27 protein-coding genes are annotated in these 23,815 nt (G+C 58.3%); 17 read left to right on the top strand and 10 right to left on the bottom strand.

Annotated features, from left to right (window positions below):
- The first annotated feature begins 49 nt into the window (after window positions 1-49).
- Both MARHY_RS18635 and MARHY_RS14520 read left to right on the top strand, forming a co-directional pair.
- Entirely contained in the window at window positions 50-190 is a 141-nt protein-coding gene (locus MARHY_RS18635) for a DUF2256 domain-containing protein (protein ID WP_011786546.1), read from the top strand.
- Entirely contained in the window at window positions 190-1,707 is a 1,518-nt protein-coding gene (locus MARHY_RS14520; protein ID WP_041655021.1) for an FAD-binding domain-containing protein, read from the top strand. The genes MARHY_RS18635 and MARHY_RS14520 overlap by 1 nt, the downstream gene beginning before the upstream one ends.
- Here the strand turns inward: MARHY_RS14520 and MARHY_RS14525 are convergent.
- Entirely contained in the window at window positions 1,687-2,187 is a 501-nt protein-coding gene (locus MARHY_RS14525) for a universal stress protein (protein WP_050999024.1), read from the bottom strand. The two genes, MARHY_RS14520 and MARHY_RS14525, sit on opposite strands and share 21 nt — an antisense overlap.
- Entirely contained in the window at window positions 2,159-3,778 is a 1,620-nt protein-coding gene (locus MARHY_RS14530) for a BCCT family transporter (protein WP_041655023.1), read from the bottom strand. Before MARHY_RS14530 ends, MARHY_RS14525 begins: the two co-directional genes overlap by 29 nt.
- 104 nt (window positions 3,779-3,882) lie before the next feature.
- Here MARHY_RS14530 and cadR point away from each other — a divergent pair, with 104 nt between their 5' ends.
- Together cadR and MARHY_RS14540 are read left to right on the top strand one after the other, a co-directional pair.
- Window positions 3,883-4,347, top strand: coding sequence for a Cd(II)/Pb(II)-responsive transcriptional regulator (gene cadR / locus MARHY_RS14535; RefSeq protein ID WP_041655025.1), 465 nt, complete (start codon window positions 3,883-3,885; stop codon window positions 4,345-4,347).
- A gap of 64 nt (window positions 4,348-4,411) precedes the next feature.
- The gene (locus MARHY_RS14540; protein WP_041655027.1) at window positions 4,412-5,053 is read left to right on the top strand and encodes a cation diffusion facilitator family transporter; all 642 of its coding nucleotides are present in this window, start codon (window positions 4,412-4,414) and stop codon (window positions 5,051-5,053) included.
- Window positions 5,054-5,058: 5 nt separating this feature from the next.
- Here MARHY_RS14540 and MARHY_RS14545 read toward each other — a convergent pair whose 3' ends face one another.
- The gene (locus MARHY_RS14545) at window positions 5,059-5,517 is read right to left on the bottom strand and encodes a DUF6174 domain-containing protein (protein ID WP_041655029.1); all 459 of its coding nucleotides are present in this window, start codon (window positions 5,515-5,517) and stop codon (window positions 5,059-5,061) included.
- Window positions 5,502-7,649 (bottom strand): M12 family metallo-peptidase, encoded by a 2,148-nt coding sequence (locus tag MARHY_RS14550; RefSeq protein ID WP_014422474.1) that lies wholly within the window; start codon window positions 7,647-7,649, stop codon window positions 5,502-5,504. The genes MARHY_RS14545 and MARHY_RS14550 overlap by 16 nt, the downstream gene beginning before the upstream one ends.
- A 154-nt stretch (window positions 7,650-7,803) precedes the next feature.
- Between MARHY_RS14550 and rrtA the strand changes: the two genes are divergently transcribed.
- A complete protein-coding gene (gene rrtA / locus MARHY_RS14555) occupies window positions 7,804-8,343 on the top strand; it encodes a rhombosortase (RefSeq protein ID WP_158011893.1) in 540 nt (179 codons plus the stop codon).
- Here the strand turns inward: rrtA and MARHY_RS14560 are convergent.
- Window positions 8,303-9,229 carry an AEC family transporter gene (locus tag MARHY_RS14560; RefSeq protein ID WP_011786555.1) on the bottom strand — a complete coding sequence of 309 codons (927 nt, stop codon included), beginning with the start codon at window positions 9,227-9,229 and terminating at the stop codon, window positions 8,303-8,305. The two genes, rrtA and MARHY_RS14560, sit on opposite strands and share 41 nt — an antisense overlap.
- A 190-nt stretch (window positions 9,230-9,419) precedes the next feature.
- Here MARHY_RS14560 and MARHY_RS14565 point away from each other — a divergent pair, with 190 nt between their 5' ends.
- From MARHY_RS14565 to MARHY_RS14590, 6 genes are all read left to right on the top strand, one after another.
- The gene (locus MARHY_RS14565; RefSeq protein ID WP_022990832.1) at window positions 9,420-9,869 is read left to right on the top strand and encodes a c-type cytochrome; all 450 of its coding nucleotides are present in this window, start codon (window positions 9,420-9,422) and stop codon (window positions 9,867-9,869) included.
- 10 nt (window positions 9,870-9,879) lie between these two features.
- Complete coding sequence (locus MARHY_RS14570) at window positions 9,880-11,295, top strand: cbb3-type cytochrome c oxidase subunit I (protein ID WP_011786557.1); 1,416 nt, start codon at window positions 9,880-9,882, stop codon at window positions 11,293-11,295.
- A 61-nt stretch (window positions 11,296-11,356) separates the two neighbouring features.
- On the top strand, window positions 11,357-12,307 hold the full coding sequence (locus tag MARHY_RS14575; RefSeq protein WP_014422478.1) for a 4Fe-4S binding protein: 951 nt from the start codon (window positions 11,357-11,359) through the stop codon (window positions 12,305-12,307).
- 16 nt (window positions 12,308-12,323) lie between these two features.
- Window positions 12,324-14,147, top strand: coding sequence for a nitric oxide reductase activation protein NorD (locus tag MARHY_RS14580; protein WP_014422479.1), 1,824 nt, complete (start codon window positions 12,324-12,326; stop codon window positions 14,145-14,147).
- Window positions 14,148-14,158: 11 nt separating this feature from the next.
- Window positions 14,159-14,734 carry a cytochrome c oxidase subunit 3 gene (locus MARHY_RS14585; RefSeq protein WP_014422480.1) on the top strand — a complete coding sequence of 192 codons (576 nt, stop codon included), beginning with the start codon at window positions 14,159-14,161 and terminating at the stop codon, window positions 14,732-14,734.
- Window positions 14,735-14,746: 12 nt separating this feature from the next.
- Window positions 14,747-14,986, top strand: a complete 240-nt coding sequence (locus MARHY_RS14590; protein ID WP_011786561.1) for a cytochrome C oxidase subunit IV family protein — start codon at window positions 14,747-14,749, stop codon at window positions 14,984-14,986.
- 77 nt (window positions 14,987-15,063) lie between these two features.
- On the opposite strand, the gene MARHY_RS14595 is transcribed toward MARHY_RS14590, so the two are convergent.
- Genes MARHY_RS14595 through MARHY_RS14615 form a run of 5 tightly spaced genes read right to left on the bottom strand, consistent with a single transcriptional unit; the run spans window position 15,064 to window position 18,521 of the window.
- Entirely contained in the window at window positions 15,064-15,375 is a 312-nt protein-coding gene (locus MARHY_RS14595; RefSeq protein ID WP_014422482.1) for a hypothetical protein, read from the bottom strand.
- A gap of 34 nt (window positions 15,376-15,409) precedes the next feature.
- Window positions 15,410-16,192 (bottom strand): CbbQ/NirQ/NorQ/GpvN family protein, encoded by a 783-nt coding sequence (locus tag MARHY_RS14600; protein WP_041655034.1) that lies wholly within the window; start codon window positions 16,190-16,192, stop codon window positions 15,410-15,412.
- A 13-nt stretch (window positions 16,193-16,205) separates the two neighbouring features.
- Complete coding sequence (locus tag MARHY_RS14605) at window positions 16,206-16,937, bottom strand: substrate-binding domain-containing protein (protein WP_014422484.1); 732 nt, start codon at window positions 16,935-16,937, stop codon at window positions 16,206-16,208.
- A 1-nt stretch (window position 16,938) separates the two neighbouring features.
- Window positions 16,939-18,141, bottom strand: a complete 1,203-nt coding sequence (locus MARHY_RS14610) for a cytochrome D1 domain-containing protein (protein ID WP_014422485.1) — start codon at window positions 18,139-18,141, stop codon at window positions 16,939-16,941.
- A gap of 14 nt (window positions 18,142-18,155) precedes the next feature.
- The gene (locus MARHY_RS14615) at window positions 18,156-18,521 is read right to left on the bottom strand and encodes a c-type cytochrome (protein WP_041655036.1); all 366 of its coding nucleotides are present in this window, start codon (window positions 18,519-18,521) and stop codon (window positions 18,156-18,158) included.
- Between the two features lie 223 nt (window positions 18,522-18,744).
- On the opposite strand from MARHY_RS14615, the gene MARHY_RS14620 reads away from it, so the two are divergent.
- From MARHY_RS14620 to nirJ, 6 genes are all read left to right on the top strand, one after another.
- A complete protein-coding gene (locus MARHY_RS14620; protein ID WP_014422487.1) occupies window positions 18,745-20,469 on the top strand; it encodes a nitrite reductase in 1,725 nt (574 codons plus the stop codon).
- A gap of 29 nt (window positions 20,470-20,498) precedes the next feature.
- Window positions 20,499-20,963 carry an AsnC family transcriptional regulator gene (locus tag MARHY_RS14625; protein WP_014422488.1) on the top strand — a complete coding sequence of 155 codons (465 nt, stop codon included), beginning with the start codon at window positions 20,499-20,501 and terminating at the stop codon, window positions 20,961-20,963.
- Entirely contained in the window at window positions 20,960-21,496 is a 537-nt protein-coding gene (gene ahbB / locus MARHY_RS14630; RefSeq protein ID WP_014422489.1) for a siroheme decarboxylase subunit beta, read from the top strand. The genes MARHY_RS14625 and ahbB (MARHY_RS14630) overlap by 4 nt, the downstream gene beginning before the upstream one ends.
- A 22-nt stretch (window positions 21,497-21,518) precedes the next feature.
- Window positions 21,519-21,980, top strand: a complete 462-nt coding sequence (locus MARHY_RS14635; RefSeq protein ID WP_014422490.1) for an Lrp/AsnC family transcriptional regulator — start codon at window positions 21,519-21,521, stop codon at window positions 21,978-21,980.
- On the top strand, window positions 21,955-22,476 hold the full coding sequence (gene ahbB, locus MARHY_RS14640; RefSeq protein ID WP_050999026.1) for a siroheme decarboxylase subunit beta: 522 nt from the start codon (window positions 21,955-21,957) through the stop codon (window positions 22,474-22,476). Before MARHY_RS14635 ends, ahbB (MARHY_RS14640) begins: the two co-directional genes overlap by 26 nt.
- 133 nt (window positions 22,477-22,609) lie before the next feature.
- Entirely contained in the window at window positions 22,610-23,809 is a 1,200-nt protein-coding gene (gene nirJ, locus MARHY_RS14645; protein WP_014422492.1) for a heme d1 biosynthesis radical SAM protein NirJ, read from the top strand.
- Window positions 23,810-23,815: the final 6 nt, after the last annotated feature.

The raw sequence follows: 23,815 nt of genomic DNA on the forward strand, positions 1-23,815 counted from the left end.
CAGTCACGTATATCCACACACCTCTTTCAGTTAAACCCATAAACCGCCCATGCACAAAAAACCGCACTTACCTGAGAAAATCTGCCCGGCCTGCCACCGCCCTTTCACCTGGCGCAAGAAGTGGGCAAAGGACTGGGACCAGGTGAAATACTGCAGTGAGCGTTGCCGGCGCAACCGGGGGCCGCACTGATGGCAGTCGTGGTCTGGTTCAAACGGGATTTACGGGTGGAGGATCACGGCCCACTTTACGCCGCTGTGCAATCGGGGCAGCCGGTGGTGCCCTTGTACGTGGTGGAGCCGGAATACTGGCAGCAACCGGACACCTCCCGCCGGCAGTGGCAGTTCGTTGCGGAGTCTCTCGAATCCTTGCGCAAGCAGTTAAAACGCCTGGGCAGTGATCTGCTGATTGCTCACGGGGAGGTCATCAGAACCCTGGATGACCTGAAACAGCAGTACGGCATCACACAGGTGTTCTGCCATCAGGAAACCGGCGGGGACTGGACCTTTCAGCGGGATAAAGCGGTGATTGCCTGGTGCCAGAGCCAGCAGATTGAGTTCCGCGAATGGCAGGGCTTTGGTGTCGTTCGGCGACTGGTCAACCGGGACGACTGGGACCAGCACTGGAACCGGATCATCAAAAGCACACGCTTGCCTGCACCTGAGGCGATCCATTCACCGGACACCTCGGGCTGGCCACAGAGCTTACCCGTACCCACTAAGCTTAACGGGGGCCCGTGCCCGGATCGTCAGGCCGGCGGCAGCGAGCGGGCCATTGCCCTGCTGGATTCGTTTCTGGAACGGCGATGCGTGGGTTATCAATACAACATGTCGTCGCCGCTTACCGCACCTCGCGCCTGCTCACGGCTCAGCCCTCACCTGGCCTGGGGCACCATCAGCCTGCGGGATGTCTATCAGCAGTCAAAAGAGACCGGAGACCACCGCAACACTTTGCCCCGCAAGAAGAAAAGCCTCACCAGCTTTCGCTCAAGGCTGCACTGGCATTGCCACTTCATCCAGAAGCTGGAGGATGAACCGGAACTGGAATTCCGTGCCATGCATCGGGAACTGGAGCACCTGAAAACCGGACCAAACAACAGCGAGCGACTGCATCGCTGGCAGGAGGGCCAGACCGGCTGGCCGCTGGTGGATGCCTGCATGCGCAGCCTGGAGCACACCGGTTGGATCAACTTCCGCATGCGGGCCATGCTGATGGCGGTGGCCAGTTATCAGCTTTGGCTTCACTGGCGGGACCCGGCACTGCACCTGGCTCGACTGTTTACCGATTTCGAGCCCGGCATTCACTATCCCCAGGCCCAGATGCAATCGGGGCTCACCGGCATCAACGCCCTGCGCATATACAACCCGGTGTTGCAAAGCCAGAAACTGGATCCGGAAGGTGAGTTCATCCGTCGCTGGATACCGGAGCTGGCCGGCGTCCCGGCGGAAATGATCCACACTCCTTGGCTGATGACGCCGGCCCAGAAACAGCGCTTTGGTGGCAATACCTATATTTCACCGGTCTGTGATCATGAGCAGGCAGCACGGGTGGCTCGCAAGGCGGTCGGGGAGTTCAGGAAGCAGCAAGTGAGCCAGACAGAGACGGACCGGGTTCTCAACCGTCATGGCAGTCGAAAGGGGCCGACACAGAACCGGCCCAGGACTGGCAGCCAGGACTCTGAACCGGCATCACAGCTCCCTCTTTTCTGATCCCAATGGACAAGGGCCTTCCTCGCTCTCGACAGGTCCGTCGCTCTCGTTTTTCTCCATACTGGGAAGCACCAGCACCGCACAAGGGGCATTGACCGACACATACTCCACCGTTGCCTTGCGCAACGGCCAGTGGCTGCCACCGCCACGGGAGACCAGAATCATCAGGTCTGCACACAGCTGGCCGGCCAGTGCCACCAGTTTCTCACCGGCCGAACCGGCCACCACGTGCAGGATCGCCTCCCGGTTCAGGGGCAGGTATTTCCGGGCCAGCAGATCCAGGTGGTGCCGCACCTGTTCTTCTTTGTCTTCCGGTGCTTCTTCGGTGACGTGAGGAAAGAAACCGCTGCCACCCGGGTTGAAGACACTGGCCAGGTGCAACTCGCCCCCCTCCTCCAGAAGATTCAGGGCCGCTTCCAGTGCACGCTTGCCCTCCCCGTCGTCTTTCGGATCAATCGCGATCAGCAGCTTCCGGTACATAACCTTTCTCCTGTTTGGGTTCAGAATCGGCTTCCACTTCCGGGAAGGCGCGGCCTCGCACCAGCTCATCCACACTGTAGCCGCGATAATCGGCGTGCAGAGCACGATAGAGGGACACCGCCATAAACACCAGCAGAATACAGAACGGTAAACCAAGTGAAGTGATCACGTTCTGCAGAGCATCCAGCCCGCCGGCAAGCAACAGAGTGGCCGCAATTACCCCCTGGGCCGCCGCCCAGAAAATCCGTTGGCGAATCAGCGAAGGCTGCTCGTCCCTGCGTGTCAGCATATCAATCACCAGGGAGGCGGAGTCCGATGACGTGGTAAAGAAAATGACAATAATGACCACACTCAGAGCAGAAGCCGCCTCCGCCAGTGGAAAAACATCAAGAAATGCAAAGATGGCCACCGACGGATCCCTCTGCACCTGATCTGCCAGTGCCACCAGGCCATTCATCTCAACGTTGATGGCAGAGAGACCAAAGATGCCGAACCACACCAGCGTAAACGCGGTTGGCGCAAACAGTACGCCGGCTACGAACTCCCGAATGGTTCGCCCACGGGAAATCCGGGCAATGAAAATACCCACATAGGGCGCCCAGGAAATCGTCCAGGCCCAGTAGAACAACGTCCAGTTGCGTTGCCAGTCCGACTCGCGAAAGGTTTCTGTCCAGAACGCCAGCCAGGGCAAGGCATCAAAATAATCACCCACGCTCTGAACCATACCTTCGGCAATAAACACGGTAGGGCCCACCGCAAATACAAACAGCAGCAAGACAATCGCCAGCAGAATATTCACCTGGGACAGCCGCCGAACTCCTTTGTCCAGGCCTAGCGCTACCGAGGTCGCTGCAATGCTGGCAATAACCGTGATCAGCAGAACCTGAACCCAGCCCGCGGAAGGAACACCGAACAGGTAATTCAGTCCACTGTTCAGCTGCAACGTGCCCAGCCCGAGCGACGTCGCCACCCCGAACAGCGTGCCCAACACCGCGATAACGTCCACCGCCCAGCCCCATGGACCAAAGGTGCGCTCACCAAGAATCGGGTAGAACAGGCTGCTGATACGCATGGGAAGGCTGTGGCGATAGGAGAAATAGCCAATGGCCAGCCCCGGCATGGCAAAGATGGTCCAGGTGTGAAGGCCGAAATGATAGAGGGCAATGGTCATGGCGTCGGTAGCGGCCTGCTCGGTGCCGCCCTGCACACCATCGAATGGCGGATTGGCAAAGTGGGACACCGGCTCAGCCACCCCCCAGAACATGAGGATAGTGCCAATGCCAGCAGCAAACAGCATGGTGAACCAGGTGAGATTCGAGTAGTCCGGCCGACTGTCATCCGCCCCAAGGCGAATGCTGCCGTAGCGACTGAGCGCCAGACCAAGAAGAAAAATCAGAAGCGAAGACACCGCCAGGATATAGAACCAGCCCAGGTTACGGGCCATCCATCCGGTCAACTGCCCGAAACTGCTGGCCACAGCCTGGTCAAAAGGAATCGCCAAAGCCACAAACAGCGCGGCAATAGCAGCTGAGCTAAAGAACACTCCGGGTATTGTCTGCAAGCCCAGTCGGTGTTGCAGGCGCTCCAGCACAGTCGCCTCCTCATTCCATGAAACCACCGCGCCACTGTACCATAGTGACAGTATCGTCTTCGGGCTGAGAGTTGACCGATGTCAGGCATTCAAGGGAATACATCATGAAAATTGGAGAGTTGTCCCGGCAGGCCGGTGTTCCGGTAGAAACTATCCGTTATTTTGAAAAAATCGGGCTGATGGCCAAGCCAGAGCGCGGCGAAAACGGATATCGCTATTATCGTCAGGAACACCTCGACCGCCTCCTGTTCATCCGGCGCTGCCGCAATCTGGACATGGCGCAGGACGAGATTCGTGAACTCATCCGGCTGGCTGAAAAACCCACTGCCGATTGCTCAGACGTCAATGCTCTGCTGGCTCGACACCTGTCACATGTGCGGGCCAGGCTCAACGAACTGAAAAGCCTGGAACAGATGCTGGTCAACCTACAGAACGCCTGTTCAGACCCGCGGACCATCCGGGAATGTGGGATTCTGGGCGGGCTCAGCGACGAATTGGCCACCCTCCCGGAACCCACCGCATCGGATAACCATGTACCAGGCACTCATGGATCAGGCCATCATGATTAGCAGGTGTTGACCCTGTAGCAACTACAGGGTTTTTAATGGAGACACTTAAACATTGGAGGTCTCTATGGCGTGTTCCTGTTCTGCACCTGAACCCAAAACTCCCGCTCCGGGGTTCCGAAAAGCGCTTTGGCTGGCGCTGTGGGTGAATCTGGTGATGTTTCTGGTGGAAGGCTTCGCCAGCCTGCAATCCGGGTCCGTTTCCCTGATGGCCGATGCCATCGATTTCTTTGGCGACAGCGCCAACTATCTGCTTTCTCTGAGCGTTCTGGGAATGGGGATGCTCTGGCGCGGGCGGGCGGCTATGGTAAAAGGTCTGACCATGGCCGTGTTCGGACTGGTTGTCTGGGGCCGGGCCGTCTGGGTACTGCAAAGCGGCATCACGCCCGAGCCACTGACCATGGGCATGGTGGGGCTGCTGGCGCTTGCCGCCAACGTGTTTGTTGCCGTGATGCTGTTCCGGTTCCGGGACGGTGACTCAGACATGCGCTCGGTCTGGCTTTGCAGCCGCAACGACGCTATCGGCAATATGGCCGTTATGGCCGCCGCACTGGGCGTGTTCGGCACCGGCAGTGCCTGGCCAGATCTGATCGTCGCAGCCATCATGGGTACGCTGGCCGTCACCGCCGGAGTTAGCGTGGTTCGCCATGCCCGCGCCGATATCACCGACGCGAAGCGTGACGCACAATTGCAGGCCAGCGAGACCTGACTCCCTCAGAAAGGCTGGAAATCTGATAGACGGTAGGAGAATTCATCGTCTGCGATGAATGGGCTACCGTCCACTTCCAGCCGTACCGGGAACCCATAACGTTGATCGTACTCAGCGACCAGGGTTTCTGCACTGTGCCGGGCTTTATCAATAACACCCAACAAACCATCAATGGTCAGGCGCCTGGGGTCCAGAATATCCGGATGGTTGATCGGCTGTTCCAAACCTTCAACATCGATCACCGTTCCCTCGCGCACAGTCACTCGCATGGGCTGGAGCAGGTCGGGCGGGCAGAAACAGGTTTGCCACACCGTAACCTCGTAACTGTCGATACCATGGGTTTGCCAAACGGCCTGAGCCTGTTGAAAATCCAGCACCGGGGTATTGTCTTTGCCGGCGCCGGCACAACCCGCCGCCAGCAATGACACCAGCACCAGGCCTGTGCAGGTTATCTGACGTTCCACCACCGCCTCCTTCTGACGATCACGGCAGTCAGAGCAACCAGCAACCACCCCGCGCCCAGGCTGCCACCGCCACCCGATGAACCGCCACCCTGGTCTTCGTCGGTCGAGGTTTCCTCGAGCTCCGGCATGATTGCCGGAACCGTCTCACTGCTGGCAAACTGACCACCGTTGATAGCAACCAGTCGGTATTCGTAGGTATATCCCGCCACCGGTGTCTCATCGACATAGCTCTCGGTACCGTAAGGAGCCGTTGCCAGCAACTGCCACGGGGTATATTCAGTTCCTGTACGGCGGCGTTCAATCCGATATCCGGTCTGAGGGCCAACATTCTCGGTCCAGGCCAGCAGCACACGGCCCGCCTCGGCCACAGCGGTCAGCCCCTCGGGAGCAATAGGGGCGTTGTTCCAGCTTATGCTCGCTGAATTGCCGGGCAATGAACGCACGCCCTCCAGCACGGCCACCACGCGATAGGCATACTCACCAGTCGCGATCAAAGACGCATCGCGGTACTGATTCGTGCCCGCAGCCAAGGTCACAGACAGGTCGGAATAGGCGGTCTCGCCAGGGGCCATACGTTGCACAACATAGCCAGCTTCTGTGGTCTCGCTTGGTTGCCATTGCAGAAACGCACTCCGGGCCTCCGGTGTCACCACCAGGTCACCAGGTGCCGCAACCGCGGTGGGCGCCACCTCAAAACGGCTTTCCAGCGTATTGTTGGCCGGCTGCAAATCCAGTACTTCACCACTCAAGCTGATCAGGGAGACCCGTTGATTCAGGGTCAGATTGGCTTCGGTGCCTGAATATGCCTGAATCGCGAGCTGGTGTCCCTGAGCATCGGGGATAAGATCGGAACAGCTATAGGACCGGGATGAGATCTCACAAGGCACACTGTCAACGGTGACCATCTCCAGCCGGGTGTCTTTGCCCGACAGTTCGCCCGTCACTTCCAGCCGGTCTGCATTTTCAGAAGCGCTCTGATAGCCAATATCAAAAAAGGCCTGGAACTGGCTCTGTCCCGGTACCCTCTCAGGATTTGTTGTTACTGCCGTGAGCATGGTATCGGCCGGAAAATTGAAGCACTGTTCCAGCGCCGGTTGCTGGTTAATGGTATTAATCAGGTTGGTTTCAGAACACGACGAAAACCGGGTCGCATCCGGGTTTGCCCAGGGGCTCATGATGAATCCGGTCGAACAGCTGTTCTGCTGCTCATCATGATTGGCACCGAAATTATGACCGAGCTCATGGGCAACGACGACAGCGGTCAGCACGTTGGAGTCAAACGCATTGGTGACGCCGGTACCGTAACCGTTGCCATCACACAGAGTGCCCACCCAGGCCAGCCCGGCCGTGCTTCCATCAAAATCCCTTCCGCTCACCAGATGCAACAGGGCGCGCCGATTCTGCTGAAACGGAAGATTGCCGCCGGCCACCTGGGTCTGCACATCATCCAGCAGATCATTCGCTGAAGTGGATGTAGTGAAGGTATTCGTCTTCAGGAAAGTAAGACTCAGGGTGTCCAGGCCAATACCAAACTGCTCGAAATAGAACCCTTCCACCAGATTCAGAATACTGACGGCCCGGTCCTGGAAATCATCGGGGAAACGTTGCTGGAATTCGAGATCGAACACCACCTCCAGCTCCAGCAGCAGGCAGGCTCCTTCTACCCGGCTGTCGCAGAGGCTGTCGTAGCTCGCAGACACCGCCTGCGCCATCATTGGCGTAAGAACACGATCAGGAGCAATAACGGCACTGCTGTGTACATGGTCAACACCGCAGCTGGGAGCGACATCAAACCCAAAGCTCTTAGTGACCAACTGCTGACTGTCCTGCCGGCCACCAATCACATGCATACGCCCAAACAGGTAGGCCATACCTTCCCAGCCATTCTGCAGGCGAGACACCCTTACCCAGCTGTCCGGGTCGACCGCCACCTTACCCTGGAAGTGGCGGCCCGAGGCGAGTGCCTGGTGCGCCCCCAGGGCTGAGACCAACCGATTGTTGGCTTGCAGCTCAACTTCGTAATCCTGGCCATCTATCCACAACTCCAGTGACTCCGAAGCACTGGCATGAATTGAAAACAACAACAGCCAGACATGAACCAGTATCGGGAAAAGGTACAGCAAACGTCTCACGGGCGAATCCTTTTCTGTTAAGGCAATTGGAATTCGCGCAAACTAATAGGCTTGGCAGGGCGAGACCAGCCCGAACCAGTAACAATCTGCATTTATGAGAGACATGTCCCGCATGAGGGTTCGAGTGGTTAACAGGTCGGCACTCTTGTTATGCATGGTGCTTGTATTTTCATTTTTTCTTCCACCGCAATTGTTGCAGTGGCAACCGGACACAATCACATCCGGACAGTGGTGGCGCTTGTTTACAGGTCACCTGGTTCACCTGAACGTGAACCATCTCCTGTTGAATCTGGCAGGCGTGCTCATTCTCGCTCTTCTGTTCCCACGCTTCCTGCCTGCCGACAGGTTACTCTGGATCACACTGCTGATGGCCGCAGCGATCTCCCTGGGGCTATTGTCGCTCCGGCCAGACCTGGCCAGCTATCGAGGATTCTCCGGCTGTATCCACGGCCTGGCCGCAATTCTGGCAATGAGAGGGCTGAAAACGGATCGCTGGTTTTCCATCATACTGCTTGCAGCACTGTCCGTGAAACTTGTATTGGAAGGCGTTGGACTGGACCGTTCCGAGACCACGGCCCTGATTGGAGGGCCGGTAATCTGGGAGGCCCATGCACTGGGTTTCGCTTCCGGACTGCTGATTGCCGGAGCCGGCTTTATCCGGCGCCGAACGCCAAAGCAATCATCACTGGAATAAAACCGAGGGCAAACAAGGTACTGAGCAACGTAGTACCCGCTGCCTGCCTGGGTGAGGCCTCCAGCAAAGTCGCAATCACCACGGTATTGGCGGCAATCGGTGTGATGGAAATCAGGAAAATGGCCTGATGCACCGCCGGCTCGTAGATTCCCAGAAGCGCTGAATCCACCCACCAGAACACAATAGCCACCAATGGCCAGATCACAAACTTGCCGAAAAAGGCCAGCGCCGTGAACCGAGGGTTGCCGGCCAGCCCCCGGAAGCTTGTAATGCCCATGCCGATTATCATCATACCGAGAATGCTGTAGGCACCTCGCAGGTTATCAAACAGCGGCACGAAAATATCCGGAATGCCTATCCCGGCCAGATTCAGGACCACCGCTGCCAGAAAGGCATACACCGAAGGCAGCTTAAGCACCCGCCACAGTGCATCCTTGATGCTGTACCGGCCCCTTGCGGCAAGATAGAAGCCAACGGAATTCTCAAAAAGCGTCGTACCCAGCATACAGACAATATAAAGCCCCAGCCCCTCTTCCCCGAACAAAAGCAATGCGACTGGCACCCCGAAGTAACCGGTGTTACCCGAGCCTACGCACAGGGGAATTATGTTTGCACTGCCATCGGACAGCGCCTTTTTGGCCAGTTTCAACTGAACCAGCCCCAGTACCGATGACGTTCCGAAAACAAGGAAGGGGAGCAGAATCACCTCAGGGCTCAGCGGCGCCGCCATTACGCCGGAAAACACCACTGACGGTGTGACGATGTAGAGCATGATGCCGGCTATATGTCGGCCACTGGCTTCCAGGAACCGACCCGCTATCCAACCCAGTGCAACGGTGACATAAAGCGGAAGAAGTTTAAGCAGCAGGGCCAGGGCGGCAGACATGATCTCTCCGGGCGTAAAACCTTGAAAATACAACCAGCGGGGCAGTCTACCACCTACCCATCAAGAGGTAACTCCCCAGCGCAATAGAGAAACCCGGGATCATCTTTGATAATCATCAATAGCATTAGGGATGCATCTTTATATCCTAGTGGGGCAGTCAGGTATTCGTAACAACCAAGGAGAGAGACCAATGGCCGAGCGCTTTACCAAAAGCATGGCCAGGAACATATATCTGGGGGGAAGTGCCTTCTTCGTCCTGCTGTTCCTGGCCCTGACTTTTGACACTCAGCTGCGTGCTATGCCCGAGCGGGATAACCGCGACGAGCTCACCGAACAGGTGGTGCGCGGCAAACATCTGTGGGAAGAGAACAACTGTGTCGGTTGTCATTCCATCATGGGCGAAGGCGCTTACTTCGCTCCCGAACTGGCCAACGTGTTTGACCGCCGTGGCGGCGGTGATACTGAGGTCTTCAAGGCATACATGAAAGCCTGGATGAACGCCATGCCCACGAATATTCCGGGCCGGCGCCAGATGCCGGATTTCAATCTGAGTGATTCCGAGATCGAAGACCTGGCCGCTTTCCTGGAGTGGACATCCAAGATCGACGACAACGGTTGGCCACCCAACATCGAGGGGTAAGGGAGCAGATATGAAATACGAATCTCAAAGGGTCGCCATGCCCTACTTCATCTTTGCCCTGATTCTGTTTGCCGGCCAGATTGTGTTCGGCCTGATTCTGGGTCTCCAGTACGTTGTCGGTGATTTCCTGTTTCCGGAAATTCCTTTCAACGTTGCGCGGATGGTGCATACCAACCTGCTGATTGTCTGGCTGCTCTTCGGCTTCATGGGCGCCACCTACTACATGGTTCCGGAAGAAGCCCAGACCGAACTGCACAGCCCCCTGCTGGCGTGGATTCTGTTCTGGGTGTTCGCGGCAGCTGGCACGCTGACCATCCTGGGCTACCTGTTTGTGGACTACGCCACCTTGGCAGAAGTCACCATGAACAAGTTGCTACCCACCATGGGCCGGGAGTTCCTGGAGCAACCCACGATAACCAAGATCGGTATCGCCGTGGTCGTGGTGGCGTTCCTCTATAACATCGCCATGACCGCGCTGAAAGGCCGCAAGACCGTGGTCAACATCGTACTGATCACCGGCCTGGTAGGCCTGGCCGTATTGTGGCTGTTCTCCTTCTACAACCCCGGCAACCTGGCCACCGACAAGTACTTCTGGTGGTTTGTGGTCCACCTGTGGGTAGAAGGCGTGTGGGAACTGATCATGGGTGCCATTCTGGCCTATGTGTTGATCAAGCTCACAGGTGTAGACCGCGAAGTAATCGAGAAGTGGCTGTACGTGATCATCGCCATGGCGCTGATTACCGGCATCATCGGTACCGGGCACCACTTCTTCTGGATCGGGCCGCCCGAGTACTGGCTCTGGCTGGGTTCTGTGTTCTCTGCACTGGAACCGCTTCCGTTCTTCATGATGGTGGTCTTCGCCTTCAACATGATCAACCGTCGCCGCCGCAACCACCCGAACAAGGCCGCGATGCTGTGGGCCATGGGTACAACCGTCATGGCATTCCTGGGCGCTGGCGTGTGGGGCTTCCTGCACACCCTGGCTCCGGTGAACTGGTACACCCATGGTAGCCAGATTACCGCAGCCCACGGCCACATGGCCTTCTATGGCGCCTACGTAATGATTGTACTGACCATCATTTCCTACGCCATGCCAATCATGCGCGGTCGCCCCTACGGCAACAGCAATACCGCTCAGATTGTGGAAATGTGGGGCTTCTGGCTGATGACCATCTCCATGGTGTTCATCACCCTGTTCCTGACCGCTGCCGGCGTCCTGCAGGTTTGGCTGCAGCGTATTCCGGAAAGCGGTGAAGCGCTGTCCTTCATGGCAGGCCAGGATCAGATCGCCCTGTTCTACTGGATGCGATTTGTCGCCGGTGCCTTCTTCATGGCCGGCCTGGTGGTGTACTTCGGTAGCTTCTTTATCAAGGGCGAAGCGAGCCCGGCTGAGGAAGTCCGGGGGCCTGCCACGGCAGACGCCTGATAAAGCCTGATCGCCGGGGCCTTCGGGCCCCGGCAGATTCCCGAGATCCTGGACAACCTCTGTGCATGCGCAAACCGTCAACCCGAAAAACACCCTTCAGCAGAAGCGCCTGATTACCCGCAGCGCTTTCTTCCTGCTGTTTTTGTTTGCGCCCGTACTCAATATTTTTCGTTATGACCTGACCGAAACCCGATTCATTCTGTTGGGTTTTCCCCTGTCGTTTAACCTTAATCTGGACTGGGTCGCCCAGAGCACCCCGGCCGAGGTGGCTGGCCAGATTCTGTTCTGGTTTGTATTGCCCATCCTCGTGCTGGTACCACTGGTGCTCTGGATTGCCTTCAAGTGGGGCCGCCTGTATTGCGGCTGGCTGTGCCCGCATTTCTCCGTGGTGGAAGCCATCAACGACGTGATGACCCGCATAACCGGCCGCCCAACCCTCTGGGAAGCCCTGAAAAAAGGCAGCACGGGCAAAGCCATTCACTGGGCCGGCCTGACCCTGGCGTGCGCGCTCATTGGTTTTTCCTGGGCCCTGGCACTACTTTCATACCTGCTGCCACCCATGCCCCTGTATACCGACCTGGTGACCGGCCAACTTGGCCTGTACCCGGGCATTTTCCTCGCGGTAGCCACCGCGGTGTTTACCTTTGATTTCCTGTTTGCCCGGCACCTCTTCTGCAAATACGGCTGCGCAGTGGGACTGGTACAAAGCATTGCCTGGATGACCAACGGCAAGGGCCGGGTAGTGACTTTCGACACCAAGCGCGCTGCCGCCTGCCGCGATTGCACCAAGGCCTGCGACGAGGCCTGCCCCATGCGACTGCCCACCCGCAGCCATAAGCGGGCGAAATTCAGCTGTACCCAGTGCCTGCAGTGCGTGAGCGCCTGCCGGGAAGTACAGAAAGACAACCCCGAAGGCTCCCTGCTGACCTGGGAGCCCGGCGAACCTGGCAAACAGACCGTACTGATTCCTGTGCGCCAGGTGGAATCCACCCCGCGACAATCACGGGCCTGAACGACGAGGACACGAGATGGAAGAGTGGGTCGGACTGAAATGGCACGACTACGTAACCCGCCAGGCCATGGGCGAATTCCCCGAGTATGCCGTGCATCTGAAAGACGAAGCCCGCACACTCGGTGTCATGTTCCGGGCCATGGGCGGAGACCCTGCGCTGAGTCTGGTGACTGCTGAGCCCCGGCATTTCCAGATTCGCCGGCGATTCCTGCAAAAGCTGGCTGGCACCCACCGCAAATTTGAACTGGCCTGGCGCGATGAAGAAAGCCTGCGCCTGCCAGACAGACTGGCCCTGTTCCCATCCCGCAAAGTGAACCGGGAGCTGTACCTGTGGCTGGCGGCTCTGGCTTCACTCGGCGAAATCCACCATCACAGCTGGCTGCACGGCAATCAGGCCATGGTGCAGGAACTGCTGAGCCGCTGGCCGGGCCTGGAGCCCATGTACCAGCGGCTGGTAAAACACACGCTGCAGTGGCGCCCAGAACCAGACAGCCTGCGTGGCAACGAAGCCAAGCGCGAGGCGGCCATTCGTCAGGCCCTGATTCACCCGGGCAGCGTAGACGACCTGCCAGAAGCCCTGACCGACCCCTGGCCGGTGGTACTCTGGCTCTACCCGGTGCTGGGCCGGGGCAAACTCAAAGGCCAGATCATTGGCGACGACAACACCATGTCCAAATCCGGTGGCCTGGCTAAAAAACGGAAACGCAGACGTGCCGAACGCGTGGACGCGTTCGACAAGGATCAGGGGCTGATGCTGTTTCGACTGGAAAGCCTGTTTTCCTGGTCTGAATTCATTCCCATCGACCGCGCCGGCGATGACAGCGAAGAAGAAGACGCCGACGCCGTGGCCGACGACATGGACATGATTTCCGTCTCCCAGGACCGTCGCGAAGCCTCTTCCGCCATTAAGTTCGACCTGGACCTGCCCTCGGAAGAAAACGACGACCTGCGCCTGGGCCCGGGCATTCATCTGCCGGAATGGGACTGGCGCCGCCAGGATTACCGGGCAAAATTCTGCTGCCTGCAGCCACTGCTCAGCAAAGACGCCACGCCCTCGCCGCTGCCAGCGCACCTGAATCGCTCCGCCCGGACCCTGCGCCGCCAGTTCAGCGCGCTGAAACCTCTGCGCCAGTGGGAACGCCGGCAGCTGGAAGGGGAAGAGCTGGACCTGGACGCATGCCTGGAACGCATGGTGCAGCACAAACGCGGCATTGGGGAAGTGGATCAGAAGCTTCTCCGCCAGTGCAAGCAGAACCAGCGGGACCTCGCCTGCCTGGTGCTTACGGATATTTCCCTGTCGACCGATACCTACATCAATAACCACCAGCGGGTGATCGACATTGCCCGGGATGGCCTGCAACTGCTGAGCGAGGCGCTCACCGCCAGCCGTGACCCGTTTGCCCTGTTTGCCTTCTCCTCAAGGCGGCGGGACCACATTCGCTTCCACCACATCAAGAGTTTCGACGAGCCTTACAACGACACCACAAGAGGCCGTATCCAGGCCCTGGAACCGGGCTACTACACCCGTATGGGCGCCGCCATCCGTCAGTCCATAAAACTGCTACAGACCCGGCCAGAGCACCAGAAAATCCTGCTTCTGCTGACCGACGGCAAACCCAACGACCTGGACCTGTACGAAGGTCGCTACGGCGTGGAAGACACCCGCATGGCCGTACAGGAGGCCCACAAGGCAGGGCTGACACCGTTCTGCGTGACCATCGACGAAGAAGCCAACGAATACCTGCCCTACGTGTTCGGCAGCAGCAACTTCGTGGTGATCAAAGACCCGACCCAACTGCCCGGTCAACTACCCAAGCTATACATGAACCTGACCCGTTAACGGAGAACGCAATGGCTGATGCTCACGCCGCCCACAGGCGGCATCTGCCCGGTGACATCGCGGTATGGTTTTTCATCTTCGCGGAGCTGGCCGTGTTCGGCATCCTGTTCATCGGCTACGGCGTGGCCCGAAGCCTGGACCCGGCCACCTTCTCCGCCGGCAAGGAGGCCCTACATCCCTGGACCGGACTGATCAACACCATTGGCCTGATCACCGCCAGCTACCTGGTCGCCCTGTCCGTTCATCGCCTGCGGGACCGAAAAGCCGGCACAACTGCCCTGCTCTGGGCCGCCATCGCGGCCTCGTCTGTTTACACCTTCGGCAAGCTCTACGAATACGCCGATCTCTACGCCAACGGCTACAACCTGGGCACCGACACCTTTTTCATGTTTTATTTCTTCCTGACGTTCTTCCACTTCATGCACGTGGTGCTGGGCCAGATCATCCTCGTCGTGCTGGCGGTAAAGGTGAAAAAAGGCGACTACAACGGCGACGACATGAACGGCATGGAGTCCGGCGCCTCCTACTGGCACATGGTCGACCTGGTGTGGCTGGTGCTGTTCCCGATGCTCTATGTCCTGGCCTGAGGAGACTTTCTGATGCTAGTGGTCTATATCGCGCTGATGATCTGTACGATGACGCCAGTTTTGGCCTTGCAGGCCGGTGCGGACATGTCGGTTTTGGTCTGGCTGGTGTTTGGGCTGGTGATCGTAAAAGCGGTTTTACTCGTTGATCACTTTATGGAAATGAAACATGCCCCCTGGGGCTGGCGTATGGCAGCTCAGGGCTGGGCGGTTGTCGTTGTCTCGGTTCTGGCAGGAATTCACCTGGCAGGCTAATAGCACACGCCGCGGAATCCCGTGAGAAGGATCGAACGGCGGGGTCGGGTAGGTCCTGCCTTGCACCAAACCTCAAGTTACAACAATCGCCGCGGAAACATAGGCGGCTTGTTGCCGATTGCCTGAGCCAGGGAAATCATTCCCCAGAGTACGAACGACGTGTGCAGCACCACTGCCCAGACGATTGCGTAAGTCCAGAACAAACCGGTGTTGCCGTAAATAAACCAGCAAACAGCAACCCCCGAACTGATCAGCATAGCTCCCAGTATCGACATATAAACCGCCGCCTTGCTATGAGCCCGCCGCAACGCATGCGCATCACCGGACTTCATGGCAATCGTCATCAAGACAACGAAGCCGATAATCGGCAACGCCAGCAGGTTCAGCAAATACCAGATAACCGGAGCAATCGCCCCGGGCGGTTCAGTCTTCGGACTGCCCGAATACGGCATACACCACCTCCATCAGTGCATTCACAGTCACCGCATCATCCGATAGCGGCTCGATCATCCCGGCCCGGCAGGCTTCGATGTGGGGCATACCGGATGCAACCAGGTAAGCCGTGTGAATCAGCAGGCGAGTAGACGCCGCTTCTTCCAGGTCGTGATCTTTCAGCTTGCGCAACGAGGTTGCCAGCCCCACCAATTGCTTCGCCAGGTCGGCATCGCAACCGGACTCCTCCTGCACGATGGTCTGCTCCACATCCGGCGTCGGGTAATCGAAGCTCATGGAGACGAACCGCTGCCGGGTACTGGGCTTCATGCCCTTCAGCAGGCTCTGGTAACCCGGATTGTAGGACACCACCAGCATGAATCCGGGGGCGGCTTTCAGCAGCTCTCCGGTGCGCTCGATGGGTAACTCCCGGCGGTCGTCCGCCAGCGGGTGCAGTACCACCGTGGTATCCTTTCGTGCTTCCACCACCTCATCAAGGTAGCAGATTCCGCCTTCCCGCACCGCCCGGGTCAGCGGGCCATCCTGCCAATAGGTGCCGTCCGGGCCGATCAGGTGCCGGCCAACCAGATCAGAGGCGGTAAGGTCATCGTGGCAAGCAACGGTATAGACCGGTCGACCAAGCTTCTCCGCCATGTAACGGACGAAGCGGGTTTTTCCACAACCGGTGGGGCCTTTGATCAGTACCGGCAGACCGTTTTCGGCGGCGGCGGTGAACAGTTCGACTTCATTGCCGGCGGGTTGGTAGAAGGTCATAAACAGCTTCCTTTTATGGCTGGGAATCGGGCGTGGCAAAGCCGTGCACCCATTCCGGAAAAAGATTGAATATCTGGCGATCGTCGCTGCGCTTCAGCTGCAGCAATGCCTTCAGACACGGCTGCAATTCAGGATTCGCGCTGTCTGTTTTAGCGTTGGCATACCAGCCAGCACCACGGACCGGCTCGCCCTGCCAGGTGATGGCCAGGCCCTGGGATTCCAGAAACGGCGTAACCAGCCCAAGTTCAGAGACCGACGCATGGGTGTTGTTATGCAGCAACAAACCCAGGGCCGAGTTGAAATCCCCCGCTTCGTATCGCTGGCCCGGTTTCGGGGTTACACCCACCGAGGCCAAAGCTCGCAAAGCCAGACGACCGGATACCGGATCGCTTCCAGCGACCAAAGACACATCCCGGTCGTCCAGTTCTTCCAGCGACCGCACCCCAGCAGTTTTACGGGTTACCCAGACCGGAACGGGGTAGTTGCCAAAGGCATTGACGGCGTCCAGCACACGCCGGTTATCAGAACCATCGGGCCGGTAAACCAGGTCACTGTCGCCGGCCCGATTGAACAGCAGCTCGGCCTCACAGTCCCGGGCCTCGAGATAGCGCTGCAACCGATAACTGGCGACCGTGGTTGAGCGCGCCTCCGTCATCACCTCAACCCGCACGGAACCATACTCCTGAGCCGCGCCTGCGTTACTGGCCAGCATCAGAAACAGCCAGGTGCCGATCGCTGGTTTCATCTCAAAGACCCAGCTGATGCGCCCGGTTGGTAAAGAAGATTCCGGATGGCTTCCGCGCCGGCAGGGTAGCCACCTCTTCAAGAGTACGGGTGTTATAGACAGTCACCCGATCACTGTCCCGGGAAGAGACCCATACTTCCTCACCACGCGGGGTGAATTCCATGTGCAGTACGGACTTGCCCGGCTCCAGGGTGCGAATGATTTCCCGGGTGCGGGAATCAATCACCTGCACCACATCGTTCTTCGGGTGGGCAAAGCTGACCCAGATCTGGCGGTTGTCCGGACTGGCCATCACAAACACCGGCTGGCCCTGCACCGGAATGCGCTGCACCATGCTCCAGCCTTCCATCTCCGCCACCAACACTTCGTGGCGACCGACGGCCGGCACAAAGGCATAACCGTCGGCGATGGCCCAGCCCTCCAGATGCGGCATCTTGTACACAGGCAGGCGCTGCTCACCCTTGCCGTAACCCGGCAGAATGGTCTGTGCGCCCTGTGCCGGCTCCCACAGATCCACCATCGACAAGCCGTCTTCCCCGAACAGGCCGGCAATGTAGAAGCGGCCATCGGGAGTGATAAGGGCGTCGTAGGGTTCTTTGCCGGCGTCATGGCGGGATACGCCGGGCGGATTACTTTGCATATCCACGGTCCAGATTTCACCGGCCTCGAACAGGCTGAACACAAACTGGTTGCCCGGGGCATCCACCAGGCCCACCGTCTTGGACTGATCCTGCTCGCCCTGGGCGTTGGTGTAAAACGCCGGAATTTCCGCCACGGTATCCAGGGTCTCACTGTCGAAAATGTTCACGCCACCGGGCTCGTAATTGGATACCGCCACGTAACGGCCGTCCTGCGAAATAGCCCCGCCGATGCTGTTACCGGACTGGATCACCCGGTCAGTCACCGTGCGGGTTAGCAGGTCGACTTTGGTGAGCCCGCCATCACGACCAAAGACATAACCGTATCGGGCATCCCGCGAGTACACCACTGAGGCGTGAGACAAATCGCCCAGCCCTTCTACCCGGCCCAGGATTTCGTGTTCGGAGTGGTCAACCACCAATACCGAGCCTGTGGCCCGTTCGATGATCAAACCCAGGTCACCTGTGCCGCGAAGCTCAACAGGCGGAGATGCCGACAGGGATTGGCAGCCGGTGGTTACGGTGGCGGCGATGATCAGTGCAATCGGTGCAAACAGACGTTTCATCGTGGGTCCTTCGGTTATCGGCTTCGGGAAGAATCGGCTTCGGGGGCAATCAAGGCGCCAGATTTCAGCTGCCGGCTGATCCAGGCAATTTCCTGGTCGCTCAGCAGAGCTTTCCAGGGTGGCATGGCCGTACCGGGAACGCCCTCCCGGATGATGGCCGCAACGGCTGTCTCTGGCAGGGCGTCGATATCCTCAGGCCGTAAGGGCGGGCCAAGGCCACCTTTCAGTTTCAGGCCATGGCAGGAGCCACAATCCTGAATGACAAAATTGGCCAACTCATCCTCGGTTTCCGGTGCCCCGGCAACAGCGCCTGCCGACAGCATCAGGGCGGTAGCCAATACACCCACTTGCCAGCAAACGCCCAGTGCGGACCGTTTCATCAGCGCTCTCCTGAAGGATCACAGCCATGCTGCAATCCCAACAATTTCATGGCCTTGATATTGATTAAATTTTTGGCAGGTATCCAGTGATCTTTAGGCATACGCCATCTACCACCTGCGAGGTACTCTCTTGAAAACCAGCATCTTTCTGACATTAATCAAGGTTCATAAGCCATAACAAGAGAAACCTAGGAGTACTCTTGAACCCCAAGGAGAGAACCTGATGAGAGTAACCAAACTGATGATCAAGCCGCTGGCACTGGCAGTGGCCATTACGTCGTTGGGCGTAATGAACGCACAGGCCGCCCCGAAAGACCCTGACAAGTCCACCATGGCCTATGAAGGCACCCCCAGTGCGGTAGAAGCGGAATCTGCCAAGATTGTTCGCTCCCCCGGTGCGCCGGATCTGACCGATGCGGAATTCGAGAAAGCGAAGCAGATCTACTTCCAGCGCTGCGCCGGCTGTCACGGCGTACTGCGTAAAGGCGCCACCGGTAAGCCGCTGACTCCGGACATCACCCAGGAGCGCGGTATCGACTACCTCAAGGCGTTTATCAGTTACGGCTCCCCGGCCGGTATGCCGAACTGGCTGACCTCCGGTGACTTCGATGAAGAAACCGTGGAACTGATGGCCAAGTACATCATGCACGAGCCTCCCATGCCTCCCGAATTCAGCCTGGCTGACATGAAGGAAACCTGGGAAGTGATCGTTCCGCCGGAAGACCGGCCGACCAAGCAAATGAACGACCTGGACCTGGAAAACCTGTTCAGCGTCACCCTGCGTGATGCCGGCCAGATCGCCCTGATCGACGGTGATTCCAAGGAGGTCGTGAAGATCATCGATACCGGCTACGCGGTACACATCTCCCGGATGTCTGCCTCCGGCCGCTACGTGATGGTTATCGGTCGTGACGCCCTGATCAACATGATCGACCTGTGGATGGAAGAGCCTAAAACCGTCGCCAAGATCAAGGTCGGTATGGAAGCACGCTCTGTCGAAACCTCCAAGTACAAGGGCTGGGAAGACAAGCTCGCCATTGCCGGCACCTACTGGCCACCGCAGTTCGTGATCATGGACGGCGACACCCTGGAGCCCAAGAAGATTGTGAGCACCCGGGGCATGACCGTAGGCGACCAGGAATACCATCCTGAGCCTCGGGTAGCTGCCATTGTCGCGTCCCACGCCCATCCGGAATTCATCGTCAACGTGAAGGAAACCGGCAAGATCATGCTGGTGAACTACGAAGACATGGAGAACATGAACATCACCTCCATTGATGCAGCAAAATTCCTGCACGATGGCGGCTGGGATGCCAGCATGCGTTACTTCCTGACAGCGGCCAACAACTCCAACAAGATTGCGGTTGTGGATGCTCAGGATCGTAACCTGGAGGCGATTGTTGATGTTGGCAAGATTCCGCACCCCGGTCGTGGCGCCAACTTCGTTGACCCCGAGCATGGTCCTGTCTGGGCGACTTCTCACCTGGGTGATCAGACCATCCAGATGATCGGTACCGACCCGGAAGGCCACCCGGACAAAGCCTGGAAGGTGGTCCGCACCGTGGACGGCCAGGGTGGTGGCTCACTGTTCGTGAAGACCCATCCGGAGTCTACCAACCTTTACGTTGACACGGCCCTCAACCCAGCGGAAGCCGTCAGCCAGAGCGTCGCCGTCTTCGACATCAACAACTTTGATGCCGGCTATGAGGTGCTGCCGATTGCCGACTGGGCTGATCTGGGCGAAGGTCCCAAGCGCGTGGTTCAGCCGGAATACAACAAGGCGGGCGATGAAGTGTGGTTCTCTGTCTGGAATGCACAGGACAAGAAATCCGCCATCGTTGTGGTTGACGACAAGACACGCAAGCTGAAGAAGGTGATCAAGGGTGACTATCTGGTTACCCCGACAGGTAAGTTCAACACTTACAACACCCAGCACGACGTGTACTGATCCCGGCCCCGGCCCGGAGGAGCAATCTGATGAGACTGGATGCGGCAGACAGACAAATGATCGACAGTTACCAGCGTAATCTGCCGGTCTGCGAACGCCCCTACGAGGAAATGGCCCGGGCACTGGGCCTGACCGAGGAGGAGGTTATCCAGAGACTGTCTGCCCTGCAGGAACAGCAGGTGCTCAGCCGGGTCGGACCGGTTTTCGAACACAGCCAGGCAGGCGCCAGCCTGCTGGCTGCCGTGGCCGCGCCAGAAGAACAGATGGATCTGGTGGCGGCCCGGATCAACCGTGCCCCGGGGGTGAATCATAACTACGCCCGGGAGCACACCTACAACCTCTGGTTCGTGATGACCGCTCCGGATGAAGACACCCTGGAGGAACGGCTGGACGAACTGGAACACCAGTTGAAGCTGCCAATGCTGAGACTGCCAATGGTCGAGGGTTATCATATCGACCTGGGCTTTGACATCGACTGGGAGGCATTACCATGAACCTGCCAGCCACCGGCCCGAACTACAGCTACCTGTTTGATACCGAATCCATTAGTGCCTGGGGCCTGCTGAGGTTACGCGAGCAGCTGGAAAACGGCCTCCCCCTGACACCTCGCCCCTATCAGACCCTGGCCGAGCGCACCGGGCTGTCCGAACAACAGGTTATGAACGCTGTCAGCCAGTGGCAGCAGCAGGGCCTGATCAAACGCCTGGGGCTAGTGGTCAAGCATCGCACACTGGGCTATCGGGCTAACGCCATGGTGGTCTGGAACGTACCGGACGATCGGGTTTCGACGCTCGGCAATGCCATGGCAGCCGACGCTTGTGTCACCCTCTGTTACCAGCGCCCAAGACGCCTGCCAGACTGGCCCTACAACCTGTTCTGCATGATTCACGGCGTCAGTCGCGAACGGGTTCTGAATCAGCTCGCTGGTCTGATTGAGCAACACGAGTTGAGCAATGTGGATCACGCCATCCTGTTCAGCAACAAAGCCTACCTGCAGCGCGGAGGCCGTTATGTCAGCAATTGCTGAGCGTTCAAAGCCATCAGACCACATGCCTGTACTACCCGAATTCACGCCCCTGGAGCGTGCCATCATCAACCGCCTGCAATACGGCCTGCCACTTACGCGAACCCCCTACAAAGACGTGGCCGATGAATTGGGTGTATCAGAAGTAACTCTGCTGAAGCACCTCCAGGCATTGCTGGACAACGGGACCCTGACTCGTTTTGGCCCGATGTTTCATGCTGGCGAAATGGGCGGCGGCCTGACGCTCGCGGCCATGCGCATTCCGGATGAAGATTTCGCCAATGTGACCGAGCAGGTGAACAGCTTCCCCGAGGTAGCCCACAACTACCGCCGCGAGCATGAGTTGAACATGTGGTTTGTTCTGGCCACGGAAACACCGGAAGGCATTGACGAAACCATCAAGCGGATTGAGTTACTTACGGGCTACCCGGTCTACAACATGCCCAAGGAGCAGGAGTTCCATGTCCACCTTCACTTTGAAGTCTGACCCGGTGCTGAGTAACCGGGATCGTGAACTCATCGTTGCCACCCAATCCGGATTACCGCTGGTTTCCGACCCTTGGGCCGAACTGGGAAAACAGCTCGACATGCCCGCAGACGAGGTGCTGTCACGTTTTCAACGAATGCAGGAAGCCGGGGTCATCCGGAGAGTCGCGGCGGTACCAGATCACTACAAACTCGGGTACCGGTTCAATGGCATGACCGTGTGGGATGTCCGGGATGATGCAATCGCCGAACTCGGCGAGAAAGTCGGCTGCCTGCCCTTTGTCAGCCACTGCTACCGCCGACCAAGACACCTGCCCTACTGGAGCTTCAACCTCTTCGCCATGGTGCATGGGATCAGCCGCGAGGAAGTCGAGCACAAGGCAGCCCAAATCCGCGAGGTACTCGGCGACGCCTGCACCGGACACACCATCCTGTACAGTTCCGCCATCCTGAAAAAAACAGGATTACGACTGAAAAAACAAACAGATAAGCAGTAGCACGTACCTCCTGAAGTACTCCATCAAAGGTATGGATACCCAGCGCCCGCAGGGGGATAGTTAGAAGGGCAGAGAGCCGGTAAAGGCCCGCCCGGAGAGGCAAGAAAGCCACTCCCGATGAGAGAGAAAAACTATGTTTCGCATGACCCGCTACATCAAGAGCCTGATGAACCCGGTACCGGTGCGCCCGGTCCCCAAGCCCAGCGGCCCGGTGGTAATCTGGAACCTGATCCGCCGTTGCAACCTCACCTGCAAGCACTGCTATTCGATTTCAGCGGACATCGATTTCAAGGGCGAACTCACCACCCAGGAAGTCTACAAGGTGATGGACGACCTGAAAGCCTTCGGCGTACCGGTACTCATCCTCTCCGGCGGCGAACCCCTGATGCGACCCGACATCTTTGATATTTCCCACCGGGCTAAAGCTATGGGCTTCTACGTGGGCCTGTCCACCAATGGCACCCTGATTACCGAAGACAACATCAGCAAAATCGCCGAGGTGGGCTACGACTACGTAGGCATCAGTATCGACGGCCTGGAAACCACCCACGATGAATTCCGCCAGAAAAAAGGCGCCTTCAAAGAGTCCATGCACGCCGTAGCCCTGTGCAAGCAAGCCGGCATCAAAGTGGGCCTGCGCTTCACCCTGACCCAGGATAACTACCCGGAACTGCCGGCCATGCTGGAGATGCTGGACGAGCACCAGATCGACAAGTTCTACCTGTCGCACCTGAACTACTCCGGCCGGGGCGGCCGCAACAAGAAGCGGGATGCCTGGTACGACATGACCCGCGATGCCATGAACCTGCTGTTCAACCACTGCCACGACGAACTCAAGCGCGGTATCGAGCGGGAGTACGTCACCGGCAACAACGATGCTGACGGTCCCTTTCTGATTGAGTGGGCCAAAGAGCATTACCCGGACCAGGTCGACGCCCTCACCCAGCGGCTGACCAACTGGGGCGGCAACTCCTCCGGCGTAAATATCTCCAATATCGACAACCTCGGCGTGGTGCATCCGGACACCTTCTGGTGGGATCACAACCTGGGCAACGTGCGGGAAACCCCGTTTTCGAAGATCTGGTCGGAAACCACCGATCCGCTGATGCAGGGCTTCCGCCAGCATCCGCGCCCGGTAAAAGGGCGCTGCGCAGACTGCAGATACCTGAATATCTGCAACGGCAATACCCGGGTACGGGCTTACAACGTGTCTGGCGACTTCTGGGAGGAAGATCCGGGCTGCTATCTCACCAACGAGGAAATCGGGGTAGTTGATAACACCCCGCGACGGGTCGCCGCTCCGGTGATCGAAATCCCGGTTCACAATCTTTAAGGAACG

Origin of the sequence: Marinobacter nauticus ATCC 49840, from assembly GCF_000284615.1 — a bacterium.
Taxonomy (GTDB): domain Bacteria; phylum Pseudomonadota; class Gammaproteobacteria; order Pseudomonadales; family Oleiphilaceae; genus Marinobacter; species Marinobacter nauticus.